General features: G+C 67.3%; 19 protein-coding genes. 12 read left to right on the top strand and 7 right to left on the bottom strand.

Features of this window, described 5'->3' with window-relative positions; translation table 11 throughout:
• Nucleotides 1–20 precede the first annotated feature (20 nt).
• The 4 genes from ASE58_RS05800 to ASE58_RS05785 all read right to left on the bottom strand — a co-directional run bounded on the left by ASE58_RS05800 (nucleotide 21) and on the right by ASE58_RS05785 (nucleotide 6,129).
• The gene (locus ASE58_RS05800; RefSeq protein WP_055818669.1) at nucleotides 21–224 is read right to left on the bottom strand and encodes a hypothetical protein; all 204 of its coding nucleotides are present in this window, start codon (nucleotides 222–224) and stop codon (nucleotides 21–23) included.
• Entirely contained in the window at nucleotides 221–2,881 is a 2,661-nt protein-coding gene (gene ppdK / locus ASE58_RS05795; protein WP_055818667.1) for a pyruvate, phosphate dikinase, read from the bottom strand. The genes ASE58_RS05800 and ppdK overlap by 4 nt, the downstream gene beginning before the upstream one ends.
• A gap of 108 nt (nucleotides 2,882–2,989) precedes the next feature.
• Nucleotides 2,990–5,266, bottom strand: a complete 2,277-nt coding sequence (gene glyS / locus ASE58_RS05790) for a glycine--tRNA ligase subunit beta (protein ID WP_055818665.1) — start codon at nucleotides 5,264–5,266, stop codon at nucleotides 2,990–2,992.
• Nucleotides 5,263–6,129 carry a glycine--tRNA ligase subunit alpha gene (locus ASE58_RS05785; protein ID WP_055819546.1) on the bottom strand — a complete coding sequence of 289 codons (867 nt, stop codon included), beginning with the start codon at nucleotides 6,127–6,129 and terminating at the stop codon, nucleotides 5,263–5,265. The genes glyS and ASE58_RS05785 overlap by 4 nt, the downstream gene beginning before the upstream one ends.
• A 214-nt stretch (nucleotides 6,130–6,343) precedes the next feature.
• Between ASE58_RS05785 and ASE58_RS05780 the strand changes: the two genes are divergently transcribed.
• From ASE58_RS05780 to ASE58_RS05740, 9 genes are all read left to right on the top strand, one after another.
• Nucleotides 6,344–6,526, top strand: a complete 183-nt coding sequence (locus tag ASE58_RS05780) for a hypothetical protein (RefSeq protein WP_055818663.1) — start codon at nucleotides 6,344–6,346, stop codon at nucleotides 6,524–6,526.
• A 7-nt stretch (nucleotides 6,527–6,533) separates the two neighbouring features.
• Complete coding sequence (locus tag ASE58_RS05775; RefSeq protein WP_055758951.1) at nucleotides 6,534–6,734, top strand: helix-turn-helix transcriptional regulator; 201 nt, start codon at nucleotides 6,534–6,536, stop codon at nucleotides 6,732–6,734.
• Entirely contained in the window at nucleotides 6,718–7,164 is a 447-nt protein-coding gene (locus ASE58_RS18115) for a hypothetical protein (protein WP_055818661.1), read from the top strand. The genes ASE58_RS05775 and ASE58_RS18115 overlap by 17 nt, the downstream gene beginning before the upstream one ends.
• Nucleotides 7,161–8,018: a TraB/GumN family protein gene (locus ASE58_RS05765; RefSeq protein ID WP_055818658.1), complete on the top strand. Its 858-nt coding sequence runs from the start codon at nucleotides 7,161–7,163 to the stop codon at nucleotides 8,016–8,018. The genes ASE58_RS18115 and ASE58_RS05765 overlap by 4 nt, the downstream gene beginning before the upstream one ends.
• A 124-nt stretch (nucleotides 8,019–8,142) precedes the next feature.
• Nucleotides 8,143–8,829 carry a 50S ribosomal protein L25/general stress protein Ctc gene (locus ASE58_RS05760; RefSeq protein WP_055759351.1) on the top strand — a complete coding sequence of 229 codons (687 nt, stop codon included), beginning with the start codon at nucleotides 8,143–8,145 and terminating at the stop codon, nucleotides 8,827–8,829.
• Nucleotides 8,830–9,214: 385 nt separating this feature from the next.
• On the top strand, nucleotides 9,215–9,781 hold the full coding sequence (gene pth, locus ASE58_RS05755; RefSeq protein WP_055758940.1) for an aminoacyl-tRNA hydrolase: 567 nt from the start codon (nucleotides 9,215–9,217) through the stop codon (nucleotides 9,779–9,781).
• A 92-nt stretch (nucleotides 9,782–9,873) separates the two neighbouring features.
• Complete coding sequence (locus ASE58_RS05750; protein ID WP_055758937.1) at nucleotides 9,874–10,737, top strand: AraC family transcriptional regulator; 864 nt, start codon at nucleotides 9,874–9,876, stop codon at nucleotides 10,735–10,737.
• A gap of 106 nt (nucleotides 10,738–10,843) precedes the next feature.
• Nucleotides 10,844–12,655, top strand: a complete 1,812-nt coding sequence (locus ASE58_RS05745) for a sensor domain-containing diguanylate cyclase (protein ID WP_055818656.1) — start codon at nucleotides 10,844–10,846, stop codon at nucleotides 12,653–12,655.
• Nucleotides 12,656–12,722: 67 nt separating this feature from the next.
• Nucleotides 12,723–13,628, top strand: coding sequence for an alpha/beta hydrolase family esterase (locus tag ASE58_RS05740; RefSeq protein WP_055818654.1), 906 nt, complete (start codon nucleotides 12,723–12,725; stop codon nucleotides 13,626–13,628).
• Here the strand turns inward: ASE58_RS05740 and ASE58_RS05735 are convergent.
• Nucleotides 13,625–13,912, bottom strand: a complete 288-nt coding sequence (locus tag ASE58_RS05735; protein ID WP_055818652.1) for a hypothetical protein — start codon at nucleotides 13,910–13,912, stop codon at nucleotides 13,625–13,627. The two genes, ASE58_RS05740 and ASE58_RS05735, sit on opposite strands and share 4 nt — an antisense overlap.
• Before the next feature lie 74 nt (nucleotides 13,913–13,986).
• Between ASE58_RS05735 and ASE58_RS05730 the strand changes: the two genes are divergently transcribed.
• Genes ASE58_RS05730 through ASE58_RS05720 form a run of 3 tightly spaced genes read left to right on the top strand, consistent with a single transcriptional unit; the run spans nucleotide 13,987 to nucleotide 16,247 of the window.
• On the top strand, nucleotides 13,987–14,571 hold the full coding sequence (locus ASE58_RS05730; RefSeq protein WP_055818650.1) for a TIGR02466 family protein: 585 nt from the start codon (nucleotides 13,987–13,989) through the stop codon (nucleotides 14,569–14,571).
• Between the two features lie 59 nt (nucleotides 14,572–14,630).
• Nucleotides 14,631–15,731: a redox-regulated ATPase YchF gene (gene ychF / locus ASE58_RS05725; protein ID WP_055818648.1), complete on the top strand. Its 1,101-nt coding sequence runs from the start codon at nucleotides 14,631–14,633 to the stop codon at nucleotides 15,729–15,731.
• 57 nt (nucleotides 15,732–15,788) lie between these two features.
• Nucleotides 15,789–16,247, top strand: a complete 459-nt coding sequence (locus ASE58_RS05720) for a MaoC family dehydratase (protein WP_055818645.1) — start codon at nucleotides 15,789–15,791, stop codon at nucleotides 16,245–16,247.
• A 9-nt stretch (nucleotides 16,248–16,256) separates the two neighbouring features.
• Here the strand turns inward: ASE58_RS05720 and ASE58_RS05715 are convergent, their stop codons facing one another.
• Together ASE58_RS05715 and ASE58_RS05710 are read right to left on the bottom strand one after the other, a co-directional pair.
• Complete coding sequence (locus ASE58_RS05715) at nucleotides 16,257–17,009, bottom strand: hypothetical protein (RefSeq protein ID WP_055818643.1); 753 nt, start codon at nucleotides 17,007–17,009, stop codon at nucleotides 16,257–16,259.
• Between the two features lie 179 nt (nucleotides 17,010–17,188).
• A complete protein-coding gene (locus tag ASE58_RS05710) occupies nucleotides 17,189–17,605 on the bottom strand; it encodes a hypothetical protein (protein ID WP_055818641.1) in 417 nt (138 codons plus the stop codon).
• Between the last annotated feature and the right edge of the window lie 129 nt (nucleotides 17,606–17,734).

Genomic DNA, 17,734 nt, shown 5'->3' with positions numbered 1-17,734 from the left:
GCGGCACCCCCGTCATCGGTTCAGAACGTCACCCATTCCGTCCCGCCGGGGAACACCACGTCCTCGACCTTGTCGCCGATCTTGGTCACCGCCAGCAGCAGCGCGACGATCACGAGCAGGTCGAACGCGATCACCGCGCCCCACACGAAGGCCGGGTGGAACGGACCCACCCGGTCATAGCCGTCGCGCGTCACGCGCGGGCGGTCGCTGAACACCGCCTTCACTTCGCGAGCGCCGCCTGCGCCGCCGCCAGCCGGGCGATCGGCACGCGGTACGGGCTGGCCGAGACATAATCGAGCCCGACCTTTTCACAGAAGGCGATCGACGCCGGATCGCCACCATGTTCGCCGCAGATGCCGAGCTTGATGTCGGGGCGCGTCTTGCGACCGCGCTCGGCGGCCAGTTCGATCAACTCGCCCACGCCCTCGACATCGATTGAGACGAACGGGTCGCGCGCGTAGATGCCCTTTTCGACATAGGCGCCCAGGAACCGGCTGGCATCGTCGCGGCTGACGCCCAGCGTCGTCTGGGTCAGATCGTTGGTGCCGAACGAGAAGAACTGCCCGGCTTCGGCGATCTCGCCCGCCTTCAGCGCGGCGCGCGGCAGTTCGATCATCGTGCCGACCAGATACTCGATCCGCCGGCCCTTGTCGGCGAACACCGCCTCAGCCGCCTTGTCGACGACCGTCTTCATCAGCTCCAGCTCGCGCTTGGTGCCGACCAGCGGGATCATCACTTCGGGGATCGGCGCTTCACCCGACTTTTCCGCAACGATCACCGCCGCTTCGAAGATCGCGCGTGCCTGCATCTCGTAGATTTCGGGGTAGGTCACGCCGAGGCGACATCCGCGATGGCCGAGCATCGGGTTGAATTCGTGCAGTTCGGCGGCACGGCGCTTGAGCTGGTCGACGGCGATGCCGGCGGCCTGCGCGACTTCGGCGAACTCCGCTTCCTGATGCGGCAGGAATTCGTGCAGCGGCGGGTCGAGCAGGCGGATGGTGCAGGGCAGCCCGACCATCACCTCGAAGATCTCGACGAAATCGCTGCGCTGTTCGGGCAGCAGCCGCTCCAGCGCCGCACGGCGGCCTGCTTCGTCTTCGGCCAGGATCATCTGGCGCACGGCGGTGATGCGCGACTGTTCGAAGAACATGTGCTCGGTACGGCACAGCCCGATGCCTTCCGCGCCGAAATCGCGCGCGGTGCGGCAATCGAGCGGGGTTTCGGCGTTGGTGCGTATCTTCAGGCGACGGACGCCATCGGCCCATTCCATCAGCGTGCCGAAATCGCCGGCCAGCTCGGGCTGCACCGTTGCGACGGCACCGGCCATCACCTCGCCGGTCGCGCCGTCGATGGTGACGATATCGCCCTCGCGGATTTCGCGGCCGGCGACCTTCATCACACCCGCCTTCGCATCGATCGAGATCGACCCCGCACCCGACACGCACGGCCGGCCCATGCCGCGCGCCACGACCGCCGCGTGGCTGGTCATGCCGCCGCGTGCGGTCAGGATGCCGCGCGCCGCGTGCATGCCGTGGATATCCTCCGGCGAGGTTTCGGTGCGGATCAGGATCACCGCATCGCCCGCGTTCGAGCGGCGCTCGGCGGTGTCGCTGTCGAACACCGCGATGCCGCTGGCGGCCCCCGGCGATGCCGGCAGCCCCTTGGTCAGCACGTCGCGCTTGGCCTCAGGGTCCAGCGTCGGGTGGAGCAGCTGGTCCAATGCCTGCGGATCGACGCGCAGGATCGCTTCCTCGCGGCTGATGAGGCCCTCTTCGGCCATGTCGACCGCGATCTTCAGCGCGGCCTTGGCGGTGCGCTTGCCCGAGCGGGTCTGCAGCATCCACAGCTTGCCCTGCTGCACCGTGAATTCGATGTCCTGCATGTCGCGGTAATGCCGCTCCAGCCGGTCGAATACGGCGGCCAGTTCGCCATAGGCGTCGGGCATCGCCTCTTCCATCGACAGCGGCTTGGCATTCGCCGCCGCGCGCGCCGCGGTGGTCAGGTATTGCGGCGTGCGGATGCCCGCCACCACGTCCTCGCCCTGCGCATTGATGAGGAATTCGCCATAATAGGCGTTCTGCCCGGTCGACGGATCGCGGGTGAAGGCGACACCGGTGGCCGACGTGTCGCCCATATTGCCGAACACCATCGCCTGCACGTTGACCGCCGTGCCCCAGTCGCCCGGAATGTCGTTCAACCGGCGATAGACCTTGGCCCGGTCCGCCTGCCACGACCCGAACACCGCCCCGATCGCGCCCCACAGCTGGTCATGCACGTCCTGCGGGAACGGCTTGCCCCACAGTTCGACCACGATGTCCTTGTACTGCGCGACCAGCGCGCGCCAGTCGTCGGCGGTCAGGTCGGTGTCGAGATAATAGCCGCGATCTTCCTTCGCGATCTCCAGCGCTTCCTCGAACCGGCCATGATCGAGTTCGAGCACGACGTCCGAATACATCTGGATGAAGCGGCGATAGCTGTCCCATGCGAAGCGCGCATCGTCCGACACGTTCGCCAGCCCCTCGACCGTCTGGTCGTTAAGGCCAAGGTTCAGCACCGTGTCCATCATGCCGGGCATCGACACCCGCGCGCCCGAGCGCACCGACACCAGCAGCGGATCGGCATGGTCGCCGAAGCGCTTGCCAGTGATCCCCTCGATATGGGCGATGCCGGTGGCAACTTCCTCGCGCACGCTGTCGGGAAAGGTCTGCCCCTCCTCGTAATAGCGGGTGCACATCGTCGTCGCGATGGTGAAGCCGGGCGGTACCGGCAAGCCGATCGACGCCATTTCGGCAAGGTTCGCGCCCTTGCCGCCCAACAGGGTCTTGTCGCCCGACCCCCCGTCCGAAACCCCGCCGCCGAACCGATAGACATACTGCGTCATGCTCGTTCCCCTTCCATCCGGGGCCGCAGGGCCACGGGGTTTGGTAGTGCCAGCGGGCGACGAATCACCCCCCGTTCCAACCCCCGTTAAACGGGTTAAACCGATAGGTCAGCCCTCGATTTTCGAAAAATCGGCAACCCGGTGCACCGCGTCGCGGACCCGTGCCAGCAAGGCGAGCCGCGCGGCGCGCTTGTGCGGGTCGGCATCGTTGACCGTGACGTCGGTGAAGAAGGCGTCGATCGGCGCGCGCAGGGTGGCGAGTGCGGCCATCGCCCCGGCGAAATCCTCCGCCGCGATCGCCCGTTCCGCCTGCGGCTCGGCCGCATCGAGCGCGGCGATCAGCGCCGCTTCGGCCGGCTCGCGGTCATAGTCGCGCGCCTCGCGATTGGTCCGCGCCAATTCGGCGACTACGGGCGCAAAATCCGGGTCCTCGACCATGGCGAGGGGGTCTTCCTCGCCGGTTTCCGCGATATGCTTGCTGGTGACCGGCGCTTCCTTCTTCAGGATGTTGGCGGCGCGCTTGTAGCCGGCGAGCAGGTTCGTGCCGTCCTCGGTCGTGACGAAGGCTTGGAGGGCATGGACGCGGGCGAGCAGGCGGACGAGATCGTCCTCACCGCCGAGCGCGAACACGGCGTCGATCAGGTCGTGGCGGACGCCGGCCTCGCGTTGTTGCACCTTCAGCCGGTCGGCGAAAAAATCGAGGAGGTGCGGGATGAAATCGCGCGATGCGTCTTCCTCAAATTTGTCGAATTCGTCGATGAAGCTGTACGATATGACTCTATCAAAAGCGGCCGCTAGGTTGAGACGGAGGTGGTTCTCCTGAACCAACCTTGCCGATGCAATCACGGCGCGACGCAGCGCAAACGGATCGCGCGAACCGGTCGGAACCTGCTTCGCCCAAAAAAACATAGCCAGCGTGTCCAGCTTGTCCGCCAGCGCCACCGCCACCGTCACCGGCGCAGTCGGAACGTCATCCCCCTGCCCGACCGGCTTGTAGTGGTCGCGCACCGCCTCGGCGACTTGCTGCGGCTCGCCCTGTGCAGCGGCATAATAGCCGCCCATCAGCCCCTGCAATTCGGGGAATTCGCCGACCATGCCGGTGACCAGATCTGCCTTCGCCAGATGTGCGGCACGCTCCGCCATGTCGGCGAGCTGCTCCCTCTCCCCTTCAGGGGAGAGGGCCGGGGAGAGGGGGCTGTCGGCAGGAGCCGAGGTGGCAGTGGACACCCCCTCTCCCAACCCTCTCCCCTGAAGGGGAGAGGGCTTGACGACGCCACTTTCCACCAGCCATCGCGCGAGCTTTGCCACCCGCCCGACCTTGTCGGCGACAGTGCCCAGCTTCTCGTGAAACACGATCTTGTCGAGCTTCGGACGCAAGTCCTCCAGCCGCGTCTTCAGATCGGTTTCGTAGAAGAACTTCGCATCCGACAGCCGGGCCGCCAGCACCTTGGCGTTGCCCGCGACGATCCGCTCGCCGCCGTCCGCCGCGTCGATGTTGGCGGTGCAGACGAACGCATTCGCCAACTGCCCCGCGCCGTCGCGGCACACAAAGTACTTCTGGTTCACCCGCGCGGTCAGCTGGATGACCTCTGGCGGCACCGCCAAGAACGCTTCGTCGAAGCGGCCGAGCAGCGGCACCGGCCATTCGGTGAGGCCGGCATTCTCCGCCAGCAGCCCTTCATCCTCGACCAGCGTCAGGCCCGCGCCCTGCGCCGCCATCTTGGCGCCGACGGCGATGATTGCCGCGCGCTCGTTCTGGTCGACGATGACATGGGCGTCGCGCAGCGTCTCGACATAGCTGTCCGCCGACGTGATCGTTACCGGGCCGTCGTGATGGAAGCGATGCCCCATCGTTTCCGCACCGCTGGTCACGCCAGCCACTTCGCAACGGACGACCGCGCCACCGAACAGCGCGACGATGCCCTGCAACGGCCGTACCCAACGCGGGCTTTCCGGGCTGAGCGACGCCGTGCCCCAGCGCATCGACTTGGGCCACGGGAATGCGCGCACGATCGCGGGGATCGCGGTGGCGAGAACCGTCGCCGTCTCGCGCCCCGGCACCTCGGTCACCGCGAACAGCACGCCGTCACGCTCGGTCAAATCCTCGCGCGTCAGGCCGGTCTTGCGCAGGAACCCCTCCAGCGCCTGTGGCGGGGCGGAGGCGCGCGGCCCCTTCACTTCCTCGCGCACCGGCTCGGTGGCTTCCGGCAGGTCATGCGCGATCAGCGTCAGGCGGCGCGGTGTCGCATAGGTGGTGATCCGCGGCGCGGCGATCCCCGCTTTGGCCAGTTCGCCGACAAACAGCCTGGCCAGATCCTCACGCGCCTTGGCCTGCATCCGCGCGGGGATTTCCTCGCTACGCAGTTCGAGCAGAAAATCGGTCATGCCACCCACCCCGGATACTTCGCTTGCCACGCGGGCGTCTGCGTCTCGATGAACTTCGCGCACGATGCCTTCGCCAGATCGCGCACGCGGCCGATATAGGCCTGCCGCTCGGCGACGGAGATCACGCCGCGCGCATTCAGCAGGTTGAAGACATGGCTCGCCTCGATCGCCTGTTCATAGGCGGCGATCGGCACGTCGTTGGCCAGCGCATTCTCGCACTCGGCCGCCGCCTTCTTGAACAGGTCGAACAGGCCGTCGGTGTCGGCGACCTCGAAATTCCATTTCGACATCTGTTTCTCGTTTTCGAGGAACACGTCGCCGTACGTCACGCCGGAGTCGTTGAACGCCAGGTCGTACACGCTGTCCTTGTCCTGGATATACATTGCCAGCCGTTCGAGGCCGTAGGTCAGCTCGCCCGCGACCGGCTTGCAGTCGAAGCCGCCCATCTGCTGGAAATAGGTGAACTGGGTGACTTCCATTCCGTCGCACCACACTTCCCAGCCAAGGCCCCACGCGCCCAGCGTCGGCGATTCCCAGTCGTCCTCGACGAAGCGGATGTCGTGCTGGTTGAAATCGATCCCGATCGCGGCCAGCGACCCCAGATACAGCTCCTGCAAATTCGGCGGCGAGGGCTTCAGGATCACCTGATACTGGTAATAATGCTGCAACCGGTTCGGGTTCTCGCCATAGCGTCCGTCGGTCGGCCGGCGCGAAGGCTGGACGAAGGCGGCATTCCACGGCTCCGGCCCCAGCGCGCGCAGCGTCGTCGCCGGGTGGAACGTCCCCGCCCCCATGCGCATGTCATAGGGTTGCAGGATGACGCAGCCCTTGTCGCTCCAATAATCGTGGAGCGTCAGGATCATTTTCTGGAAGCTGAGCGGGGCGGACATGGTTTCGCCTTTGAATACGGGAATGCCCCGCGCCTAGCCGGATCGCCGCGCGCCGGTCAAGCGAACCGCGTGTCAGGGAAGCCCGACTTCGTGTCAGGTAGTATTGACACAATAGCCAAATCGAGCGATAGATAGTCAGGTAAACACGACACAATGTCGCCTGTCATTGACATGGAAGGCCAACGCGATGCCCCGCCCCGACACCAACCGCCAGACGCTGCTCGTGATCGCGCTGTGCGCTGCCGTCGCGGCGATGGCGGCCGGCCGATCCGACCGGGCGGCGGCGCCCGACGTGCAGGCCGCCACGACCAGCGGCATCGCCTTTGCGGCGCGGCTGGGCGATGCGGCGGTATCGCTGTCCTGGCGGTGAGCGGCCTGTGAAGAACCGGCTGAAGATCCTGCGCGCGGAACGCGACTGGAGCCAGGCGGAACTGGCCGGGCGGCTCGACGTGTCGAGGCAGGCGGTAAACGCGATCGAGACGGGCAAGCACGATCCGTCGCTCCCGCTCGCCTTCCGCATGAGCCGATTGTTCGACCTGCCGATCGAAGCGATTTTCGAGGATGATGTCGATGGTTGAGGACTGGGGCACCGCCCGCGAACGACAGCGCAAGCGGAGGCGGTGGAAATGGGTGGCGATCGCGATCGTCGCGGTGGCGGTGGCACCGATCCTCGCCACCTTCATCATGGGCGTGATCGAAGGCCATACTTCGGTGGCGACGCCGGATCGTGCGATCCGCACGCGAGCCCATGCCAGCTACATCGCCACCGCCATCGCCATGCTGGCCGCGGTGACGATCAACTATCGCATCTGGCGCGCCGCCGACGAAGTGGAGCGCCGACAGATGACCGATGCGCTGGCGCTGGGTGGGATCGTCGCGCTGGTGACACTGCCGATCCTGTCGCTGGCGGCGGTTCCGCTCGGCTTCGACAATCCGGGGATGATCGGCTGGGGGCTGGCCATCGCCGCGCTGGTCACCCTGCGCATCGTCCAGCGCCTGCGCGGATGATCGCGCGGGTCATCGCCACGCTGCTCGGCTGGCTGTCGCTGGCCAGCCCGGTCGCGGCACCGGCGGCGCTCGCCCCGGCGCTGTGGGTCGCGCGGGATGGCGATGCGACGGTGTGGCTGTTCGGCACGGTGCATCAGCTGCGGTCGGGCACGCCGTGGCTGAGCGGCGCGGTGGCCGACGCCTTTTCCGCCAGCGACACGCTGGTCCTCGAAATCGTGGAGCCCACGCCGGACGAAATGGCCGCGGCGGTGGTGCAGGTCACGCCGCCCCGCCCCGTGCCCTTGCCGTCCGAACTCGACCGCCGGCTGCGCAGGCGGGCGGCCGAGCTGGGCTTTCCCCGCAACGCCTTCGACGCGACCGCCCCGTGGTTCGCCGCGACGGTCCTCGCCGCCCAGCCGCTTGCGCAAGCCGGCTATACCAGCACCCCCGCGCCCGAAACGCTGCTGACGACGCTTGCCGGGCGGACGGGCAAGCCGGTCACCGCGTTCGAGACGCTGGGCCAGCAACTCGGCATCTTCGCCGCCCTGCCGCAAGGTGCTCAGCGCATGATGCTGGACCGCACCCTCGCCGATCGTGATCCGGTACCGGCGATGGACCACGTCGTCGCCACCTGGGGCCGGGGCGACATGGCGACGCTCGACCGGTTGCTGGGTGAGGACATGGACGAAGCCGGGCCGGCGGTACGCACGGCCCTGCTCGACAAGCGCAACGCCGCCTGGGCGGAGCGGATCGCCGAGTGGATGCGTCAGCCGGGTGAGCGATTCGTCGCGGTCGGTGCCGGACACCTGATCGGGCCGGGCAGCGTGCAGGAACGGTTGCGCGCGCGGGGGGTGGCGGTAACGCGGGTGCGCTAGCCCCCCCCCCAAACCTTGCCTTTCGCTACGAACTACCCTATGCGCCCGCGCTTGTTCGTGCCGGGGTCATCCCTGGAGGCCCGGCCGCGCAAGACTGATACACCAAGCATTCAAGGAAGACATGATGAGCGACACGCTGAATCTGTCGGCCGAGACGCGCGATCGGGCAGGCAAGGGAGCCTCCCGTGCCCTGCGTCGCGATGGCCGCGTCCCCGCCGTGATCTATGGCAACAAGCAGGACCCGGAGGGCATTCACCTGAACGCCCGCGAACTCATGAAGGCGCTGATGACCGGCCACTTCATGAATTCGGTCATCATGGTCGACGTCGGCGGCAAGAAGGTCCGCACGCTGGCCAAGGACGTGGCGTTCGACGTCGTAACCGACCAGCCGATCCATGTCGACTTCCTGCGCATCGCCAAGAACGCGACCGTGACCGTCGCCGTGCCGGTGTCGTTCGTCAACGAAGACGACGCCCCCGGCATCAAGCGGGACGGCGGCGTGCTGAACGTCGTGGCGCATGAGATCGAACTGACCGTCGAAGCGTCGAACATCCCGACCGAGATCGTCGTCGACCTGACCGGCCGCGAAGTCGGTGACTCGATCCACCTGTCGGACGTCAAGCTGCCGAACGGCGCCGAAACGGCCGCCGATGCGGAAACCGTCACCGTCGCGACGATCACCCAGCCGACCGTGCTGACCGCGGAAGACGAAGCGCTCGACGCCGAAGTCGCGGAGGCGCAGGCTGCCGAGGCGGAAGCCGAAGCCGCCGCCGAGGAAGAAGCCGAAGGCGAGGACAAGGCCGAGGGCTGATCCGCCCCGCCTTGTGCTGCCTGAGGGGGAGCGGGATGGCGATGCCGTCCCGCTCCCCTTTGCGTTTCGGGGGCACGTTGTTCCGGCGCACCACCGTCATCGTGGCATAGGCCGGGATTCACGGACACGGCCAGCCCGCGGCTCCATTGCGACGATCCGACACAAAGGATTCCGGCCTCCGCTGGAACGACGAACGCCTCCTGTCGTCACCCCGGGCTTAACCCGGGGGCCCGCTTCTTCTGCGACGCCCGGCAAGAAAGCGGGACCCCGGATCAAGTCCGGGGTGACGAAGCGCTTGACGATCCGGCGCACCCCGAACCCGGCGCGTGACCAACCCGCCCGCACCAGCTACAGCCCCACGTCAGCCACCCCAAAGGACCCGCCAATGCAGCTCTGGACCGGCCTGGGAAATCCCGGCCCGCAATATGCGATGCATCGCCACAATATCGGCTTCATGGCCGTCGATGCGATCGCCGAGGTCCATGGCTTTGCCGCCCCGAAGCGCGCGTTCCAGGGCTGGGTACAGGAAGGGCGCGTGGGCACGCAGAAGGTGCTGCTGCTCAAACCCGGCACCTATATGAACGAAAGCGGTCGATCGGTGGGTGAGGCGATGCGCTTCTACAAGCTCGCCCCCGCCGACGTGACCATGTTCCACGACGAACTCGATCTTGCGCCGTTCAAGCTGAAGGTGAAGGTCGGCGGCGGCCATGCCGGGCATAACGGCCTGCGCTCGACCGATGCGCATATCGGCCCCGACTTTCGCCGCATCCGGCTGGGCATCGGCCATCCGGGGCATAAGGACCGGGTGACGCCCTATGTGCTGGGCAATTTCGCCAAGGCCGAGCTGGACGACCTGACCGACCTGCTGGGCGCGGTTGCCGCCGAAGCGCCGTGGCTGGCGGCGAACGACGACGTGCGCTTCATGAACGAGGTCGCGCGGCGGATGGGGTGAAGCCCCGTAGAGTGCCCCCGACTTCCGCAAGATCGGTCGAGCGCCCCGCCCCTTCCCGTGCGCATACCACCCGTGCCACACAAGGAACGGACATGACGGCGAGCCGCACACCCTATCACGACCGGATGCAGCGCGCGCTTGACCATATCGACCGGCATCTGGGCGACGAACTCGACCTCGCCAGCATCAGCGCGGTCGCGGCCTTTTCCAAATATCATTTCCATCGCCAGTTCGTCGCGACCTTCGGTCTGACCGTCCAACGCTATGTCCAGCTTGCCCGGTTGCAGCGCGCATCGCACCGCCTTGCCTTTCACGGGCAGCGCGTGACCGATGTCGCACTGGATGCCGGGTATGACGCACCCGACGCCTTTGCCCGCGCCTTTCGCCGGCAGTTCGGGCAATCGCCGTCATCCTTCCGTTCCGCGCCCGACTGGGCACCGTGGCGTGCGGCGCTCCTGCCGCTGGATCATGCGAGGAACCGATCGATGCCGACCTACGACGTCACCATCCGCCACGTGCCCGACACCCGCGTCGCGATCCTGCCCCATGTCGGCGACATGGACAGCATCGGCGACACCATCCGCCGCTTCATCGCGTGGCGGCGCGCCAACCGGCTGTCCCCGACGGACGCGGCGACCTTCAACCTGTTTCACAGCGATCCGCACGCCATCGCCGCCAGCCCGGCTCGCATCGACCTGTGCGTCGCCACCGATCGCGACGTTCCGCTCGCGGACGGCATGACGATCGGCGTCATTCCCGGCGGTCGCTGCGCGGTGGTGCGGGTGATCGGGCGCGCCGACGATCTCGAAGCGCCGGCGCTCCACCTCTATCGCGACTGGCTGCCCGACAGCGGGGAAGAGCCGCGCGACTTCCCACTCTTCTGTCAGCGGGTTCGGTTCTTTCCGGAGGTGGCGGAACGCGACGCGATCACCGACCTGTTCCTGCCGCTAAGGTAAAAATCCTCGAACAGCGCGCAGAAACCATCGCGCCGACGGGACGAATGGAGCCCGGCGGACAATCAAAGGTAAAGAAGCCTTAATGATTGCGGATCAAGGTGTTGCGATGGTTCGATCCGCAAAATTCCCGGCGCAGTGGGTGCGTTCCGCGGCCTGTTCCACGATCACGGGGTCCATCTATTTCCTTGCGGCCGTAACGTCGCTCACGCTGACGCTCGGCCAGGATGGCATCGCGACCTTGTGGCCGCCCAGCGGGATTCTGCTCGCGGTCCTGCTGCTGGCGCCGCGCCACCGGATTGCGTGGCATGTCGCCGCCGCCGCGATCGGCGCGGTCGCCGCCAATCTGGTCGTCGGGGCCTCGCCGCTCACCGCGCTGGTCTTCGCCATCGGCAATATCGGGGAATCGACGCTGGCGACATGGCTGTTGCGACGCCGCGACCGGCCCGGCGCTTCGTTCCTCGACCAGCGTGACCTGCTGCGTTTCGGCGGGGCCACGATCGCCGGCACGATGTTCAGCGCGACGGTCGCCACGACGACGCTCAGCGCCCCGCTGGACCGGCTGGCCATGTTCTGGCTGTCGTGGTGCTCGACCGACCTGCTGGGCATCTACATCGTCGCGCCGGTCATCCTGATCTTTGGCCAGGCGCTGCACCGCCCCCGCGCCTGGGCGGTGCCCCGGTCGCTGCCGAAGACGCTGATGGTGTTCGCAGCGATCGCGGCCGTGTCGGCGGCGACCTTTACCCAGTCATCCTATCCGCCGCTGTTCGCACCGATGCTGGCGGTGCTGCTGGCGGTGTTCTGGATCGGCCCGGTCGGTGCGGCCGGCGGGGTGCTGATCGTCGCCATCATCTCGACCATCGCCATGGCGACCGGCACCGGGCCGATCGCGCAGGACGATATCGGGCCGCTGGAACGCAGCCTGTTGCTGCAATGCTATCTGCTGACGACCTTTGCCGCGTCGCTGCCGATCGCCACGCTGCTGGCTGCGCGCGACCGGTTGCTGGCGCGGCTCGCCGAAAAGATGCGCCTGCTCGAACTGGCCGAAAGCGCGGCGGAGGTCGGCCACTGGCGGCTCGACACCGGCCGGGAGCGTGTCACATGGTCGCAGGAGGTGTTCCGCATCCACGGCGTTCCCGCCGCGGTGCCGCCGACCTTTGCCTCCGCGCTGGAAGCCTATCATCCCGACGACCGGGCGATGGTGACCGGGCATATCGGACAGGCGATCGCGGATCGCTCCAGCTTCGAATTCCGCGCACGGATCATCCGGCCCGATGGCGAGGTCCGCCACGTCTTTTCCCGCGGGGAAATCGACCGGGTGAACGATGACGGATCGCTCTGCCTGTTCGGGATCATCCAGGACGTGACGGTGCAGGTTGCCCACGAAACGCTGCTCGACAACGCGCGAAAGCACGCGGAGGAAGCCGCCCGCCTTGCCACGATCATGGCCGAAACCGACCAGCTGACCGGCATCGCCAATCGCCGCCGGACGATGGCCGCGCTGGAACAAGCGGTGTCGACGGCGGACGCCCACGATGCCCCGGTATCGATCGCAATCTTCGACATCGATCATTTCAAACAGGTCAACGACCGGCACGGCCACGCGGTCGGCGATCAGGTGCTGCAGCGGGTGGCGCATGCCGCCGCCGCCGAACTGCGCAAGACCGACGTGATCGGGCGCTTCGGCGGCGAGGAATTCGTGCTCGTGCTGCCCGATGCCGCCGCCGATACCGCGTTGCGGGTCGCCGAACGGGTTCGCGGCGCGATCGAGGCGACAGGCCAGCATCCGCAAGTGACGGTCAGCATCGGCGTCGCCGAACGCCTGCCCGGCGAAACGCGCGAATCGCTGCTGCGCCGCGCCGATCAGGCGCTGTACGTCGCCAAGCATGCGGGCCGCAACACGCTGCGCCTCGCCGCCTGACCGGTGGGCGGGGACGAGCTACTACCGCCCTTGCCTGCCGCCCCGACCCACCGGTACACCCCCGGCCATGTCCCGGTTCCTCGCATCGCTCGCCTGCCTGATCCTCCCGATGCTGGGCGCGACGGCGCATGCCGCCGCCCGCTGCACCGCCAGTCCATCGGGCACGGCACAGACGATTGCGATCGACGACGGGCGGCGTTCGGTGTTGCTGCACCTCCCACCGGGCTTCGACCCGACGCGTCCTGCGCCGCTGGTGATCCTGCTCCACGGCAGCGGTGGCACCGGCGCGGCGATGCTGCGCGACTCGAAGCTGGCCGAGGCGGCGGATCGGCACGGCTTCATCGTCGCCGCGCCCGATGCCGGCATCGCCCATGACAAGGGCTTTGTGTGGAACATCCCCGGCGTGCCCACCGTCGCCGGCACGATCCCTGGCCCCGACGCGCCGAACGACGTGGCCTTTATCGGCACCCTGATCGACCAGCTTGCCGTACAGGGCTGTATCGATCCGGCGCGGGTCTATGCCACCGGCCTGTCGGGCGGCGGCCGGATGACCTCGTGGCTCGGCTGCGTCGCCGCCGACCGCTTCGCCGCGATCGCGCCCGTCGTCGGCCTGCGCGCGGGCAACCCGCTGGCCAGCGACCCCGCCCGACCCGACCCGGCAACCTGCCGCCCGTCGCGGCCGCTGCCGGTGATCGCCTTTGCCGGCGACGCCGACACCACCAACCCGATCCAGGGCGGCGGCGCGAAATACTGGTCCTACACCATGCACGCCGCGGAAATCCGCTGGGCCGCGCTCAACGGCTGCACCGCCGCGCCCACCACCCGCTGGGTCGCACCGAACGTCTATGAGGAACGCTATACCGGCTGCCGCGATGGTGCCGACGTGGCCGGGCGGATCACGGTCGGCGGCGGGCACAGCTGGGTTGTCGACAATGATGCGCTCTGGGCATTCCTCGCCAAGCACCGCCGCTAAGGCCAGTCGAGAAATCCGGCGTCCCGGCGGCCTTTGCGCCGATACCACCGCAGGCTGAATCGATGCAGCAGGACGAGTGTGGCAAGCGGCATCAGGAACAGCGGCAGCGCCACCCATCGGCCGTCACATTCAAACCACAAGCCGAGCAGGCATGGCAAAACCGGCAGTAGCAGCCGCATTTCGAACCGGAATCGATGCAAATCCGCATCGGATCGTAACGTCGGCCCGGCATCAGGCGGCGGTCTGTTGCGGACTTTCTCCATCAGGCGCTCGGACCATTTCATCGGGGCAGCATGGCGGGAATGGCTACTGATCGCCACCCCTTCCCAAAGCGCGCCGGATCGGCCAAGCCGCACGCATGACCGTCCGCACCCTCTTCCCGACCCATCTCTACGAAGCCGACCTCGCCGATGCCGCGCTGGTCGATGACCTCGACGCGTCGGTGCGCGCGCTGGCGGAGGAGGACATGGCCGGACGCCGCTGGTCGAAGGAGCATGGCTATCGCGGCTATACCTCCTATGCGTCCCTGAACGACCTTCCCTTACGCGATCCGGTCTTCGCCGACCTGAAGCGCGTGCTCGACCGCCATGTTGCGAAGTTTGCCGCCGCGTGCGGCATGGACCTGGCGGGACGCAAGCTGAAGCTCGACAGCCTGTGGGTGAACCTGCTGAAGCCCGGCGGCGGGCATTCGGGGCACCTGCATCCGCACAGCGTGGTGTCGGGCACCGTCTATGTCGCGGTGCCGGAGGGGGCCGGCGGCATCCGGTTCGAGGACCCGCGCCTCCCCATGTTGATGGCCGCCCCCACCCGCCTCGGCACCTTTGAAACGGTCGCGCCACAGCCGGGCACACTGCTGCTGTGGGAAAGCTGGCTGCGGCACGAAGTCATGCCCCATGCCGGCAAGGGCGAACGGATCAGCGTCAGCTTCAACTATCGCTGGTAGCAAACCGGCGCGCCAGGCGCTAAGGGGCAGGCTTTCCATCATCACCGGGATTGCGCCAAGTGGGTTTTCGCTGCGGTATCGTCGGGCTGCCGAATGTCGGCAAGTCCACCCTGTTCAACGCGCTGACGCAGACTCAGGCGGCACAGGCGGCCAATTATCCCTTCTGCACGATCGAGCCGAACGTCGGTAACGTCGCCGTGCCCGACCCCCGGCTGGATTCGCTGGCCGAGATCGCCAGTTCGGCCAAGAAGATCGAGACGCAGCTGGCCTTCGTCGACATCGCCGGCCTGGTGCGCGGCGCGTCGAAGGGCGAGGGCCTCGGCAACCAGTTCCTCGGCAATATCCGCGAGGTGGACGCGATCGTCCATGTCCTGCGCTGTTTCGAGAATGACGACATCCAGCATGTCGACGACCGCGTCGATCCGATCGCCGATGCCGATACGGTCGAGACCGAGCTGATGCTGTCCGACCTCGAATCGCTCGAAAAGCGGGTGCCCAACTTGGCGAAGAAGGGTCAGCAGGGCGACAAGGAGGCCAAGATCGCCGCCGTCGTGCTCAGCCGCGCGCTCGACCTGCTGCGCGAAGGCAAGCCTGCCCGCCTGACCGAGATCAAGGACGAGGAAGAGGAGCGCCATTTCGCGCAGGCCCAGCTGCTGACCGCCAAGCCGGTCCTCTATGTCTGCAACGTCAACGAAGAGGATGCGGCGGAAGGCAACGAGCTGTCGGCCAAGGTTTTTGCCAAGGCGAAGGCAGAGGGCGCGCAGGCGGTCGTCGTATCGGCCGCGATCGAGGCGGAAATCGCCACGATGGACCCGGCCGACCGGGCCGAATTCCTGTCCGACCTGGGCCTGAAGGAAACCGGCCTCGCCCGCGTGATCCGCGCCGGCTATTCGCTGCTCCGGCTGCTCACCTTCTTCACCGTCGGGCCGAAGGAGGCGCGCGCCTGGACCGTGTCGGTCGGGGCGAAGGCACCGCAGGCGGCTGGCGAAATCCACAGCGATTTCGAACGCGGCTTCATCCGGGCCGAAACCATCGCCTTTGCCGATTACGTCGCCTGCAAGGGCGAAAGCGGCGCGCGCGACGCGGGCAAGCTGCGCGCGGAAGGCAAGGAATATGTCGTGCAGGACGGCGACGTGATGCTGTTCCGCTTCAACGTCTGATCCATTCGCGACACGTTGCCACTTGCCGCCGGCCAGTTTCGGGTTGAAACTGGCCGCATGCGCTATTTCGAAGACATCGCCGTCGGCGATACCGCCCGCTTCGGTTCCTATCCCGTGACGCGGGACGCCGTGCTCGACTTCGCGCGGCAATATGATCCGCAGCCGTTCCACCTGTCCGACGAAGCCGCCGCCCAGACCCATTTCGGGCGGCTGGCGGCCAGCGGCTGGCACAGCTGCGCGATGACGATGGCGATGCTGGTCGAACAGTGGAAGGTCGATCCCGTCGCCAGCCTGGGCGCGGCGGGGATCGACGAACTCCATTGGCGACGCCCGGTCTTTCCGGGCGACACGCTACGCTGCGAAACCGAAGTCCTGTCGACACGCCCCTCGTCCAGCCGCCCCGAAATGGGCAGCGTCGCCAGCCGGGTGACGGTGTACAATCAGGACGATCAGGTCGTGATGACCTTCATTTCGCAAGCCCTGATCGCTACGCGCGCCGCCACCCCGCCCGCCTGAACGGACGCGTTACTCCGCGCGGGGCCTGCGGCGATCCGGTCCCCGCCCTTCGGGTCCGCGGAATCGGCCGCCGCCGGGACGAATGCCTTCGGGCCGGTCGAACCCGCGTACGGCTCCGGCGGACGGCGCGTCCGGCCGCGGTGCCCTGACCGATGGGTTGTCGCCACGCGGCACGTTGCGGAAACCGGGGCGCCCGTCGAAGCCCGGACGACGGTCCGGAGCGCCATCGGGGCGTCCGCGCCAGTCGCCGCGCGGCACATTTTCGAACCCGCGCCGGTCGTCGAAGCCCGGCCGCCGGTTCCCGCGCCACCCATCCGGACGACCCGGCAACGGCGACTGGGTGCTGCCCCGCGGGACATTCTCGAAACCGGGTCGTCCGTCGAAGCCGGGGCGCCGGTCGTTCCAACCCGGCCGGTCCCAGCCGTCCCAGCGCGGCCGTCCATCGCCCCGCCCGCCGCGCCACTGGCCGCGCCGCTGCTCCCAGTAATAACGCTGGCGGTCGTTCCAGCGGAACGGACGGCGATAGCGGTCATAGACGTAATAGCCGGAACCCGGATAATAATAGTCGCCGAACCACCCCCAATAAGGGTCGCCGAACCCGCCGGCATAATCGTCATAATAGCCGCCATAGCTGCCGCCATAATAGCCGGGCGAGGCATAGCCGACACTGACCCCGCTATAGCCATAATCGCCATAGGCGCAGGCGGAGACACCCGCCCCCGCCGCCAGCGTCAAGATGATCGCGCGCATCCGATGCAACATGGGTTTGCTCCCACAGGCGACGGGCATGGGCACGACGCCGGTTATGATCGAAAACAACAGCCGGCACGGGTCGCCGGTTCCTGTCCGACAGGCACCATCGGCCGTGCCGGCTGAATTGGGGATGTACCACCTGCGCCATCTGGTCTTCCGGCAACCGCCGATATTGTTGGCGTGTGTCCCTAAGGACGAGTCCCCGGGATAACCCGACAACGCATATCCGTCCGACTATGGCCTGCGCCCGGCGGCGGCCGGTGCAGGACGCTCCACTCCCCGGACTGCTGAACGAACTGCGCACGGCAAGATAGTCGGTCGGTTGCAACCTCCCCCAACACCCATCGCGGTCCACCCTCACGCCACAGGTTGAAGGAACAGCGCTGCCCCGCACGGGTCGTGGTGCAGTCGAGCGCCTGAATGTGGAGGCGGGGCGCAGGGCTTTCGTAATGCCCCGCATCGTACCACGACGCGGCCAGCCGGTTGCCATTGCCGATCATCGCATTGCGTTGCAGATCGTCCCAGATGGCCGCGCGTAACTGCCCGGCCAGCGGCTCATCGGGAATGGAAAAGGCCGCCAAGGCGTACAAGGTCAGGGCGATCATGCGATCAGCGCGGCTGTGCAGACCGATATCGGACGTCTCGCGTCAGGCCAGTGCCGCCTTGGCATCTCCCCGACGGAGGAAAATGGCCCGGGGGATTCCGATGGCAGTGGCTGCCACGACCGGTGCCGT

The organism is Sphingomonas sp. Leaf9 (assembly GCF_001421355.1).
Classification (GTDB): domain Bacteria; phylum Pseudomonadota; class Alphaproteobacteria; order Sphingomonadales; family Sphingomonadaceae; genus Sphingomonas.
The sequence above is the reverse complement of the archived record's forward strand: the minus strand, read 5'-3'. Positions and strand labels throughout refer to the sequence as shown.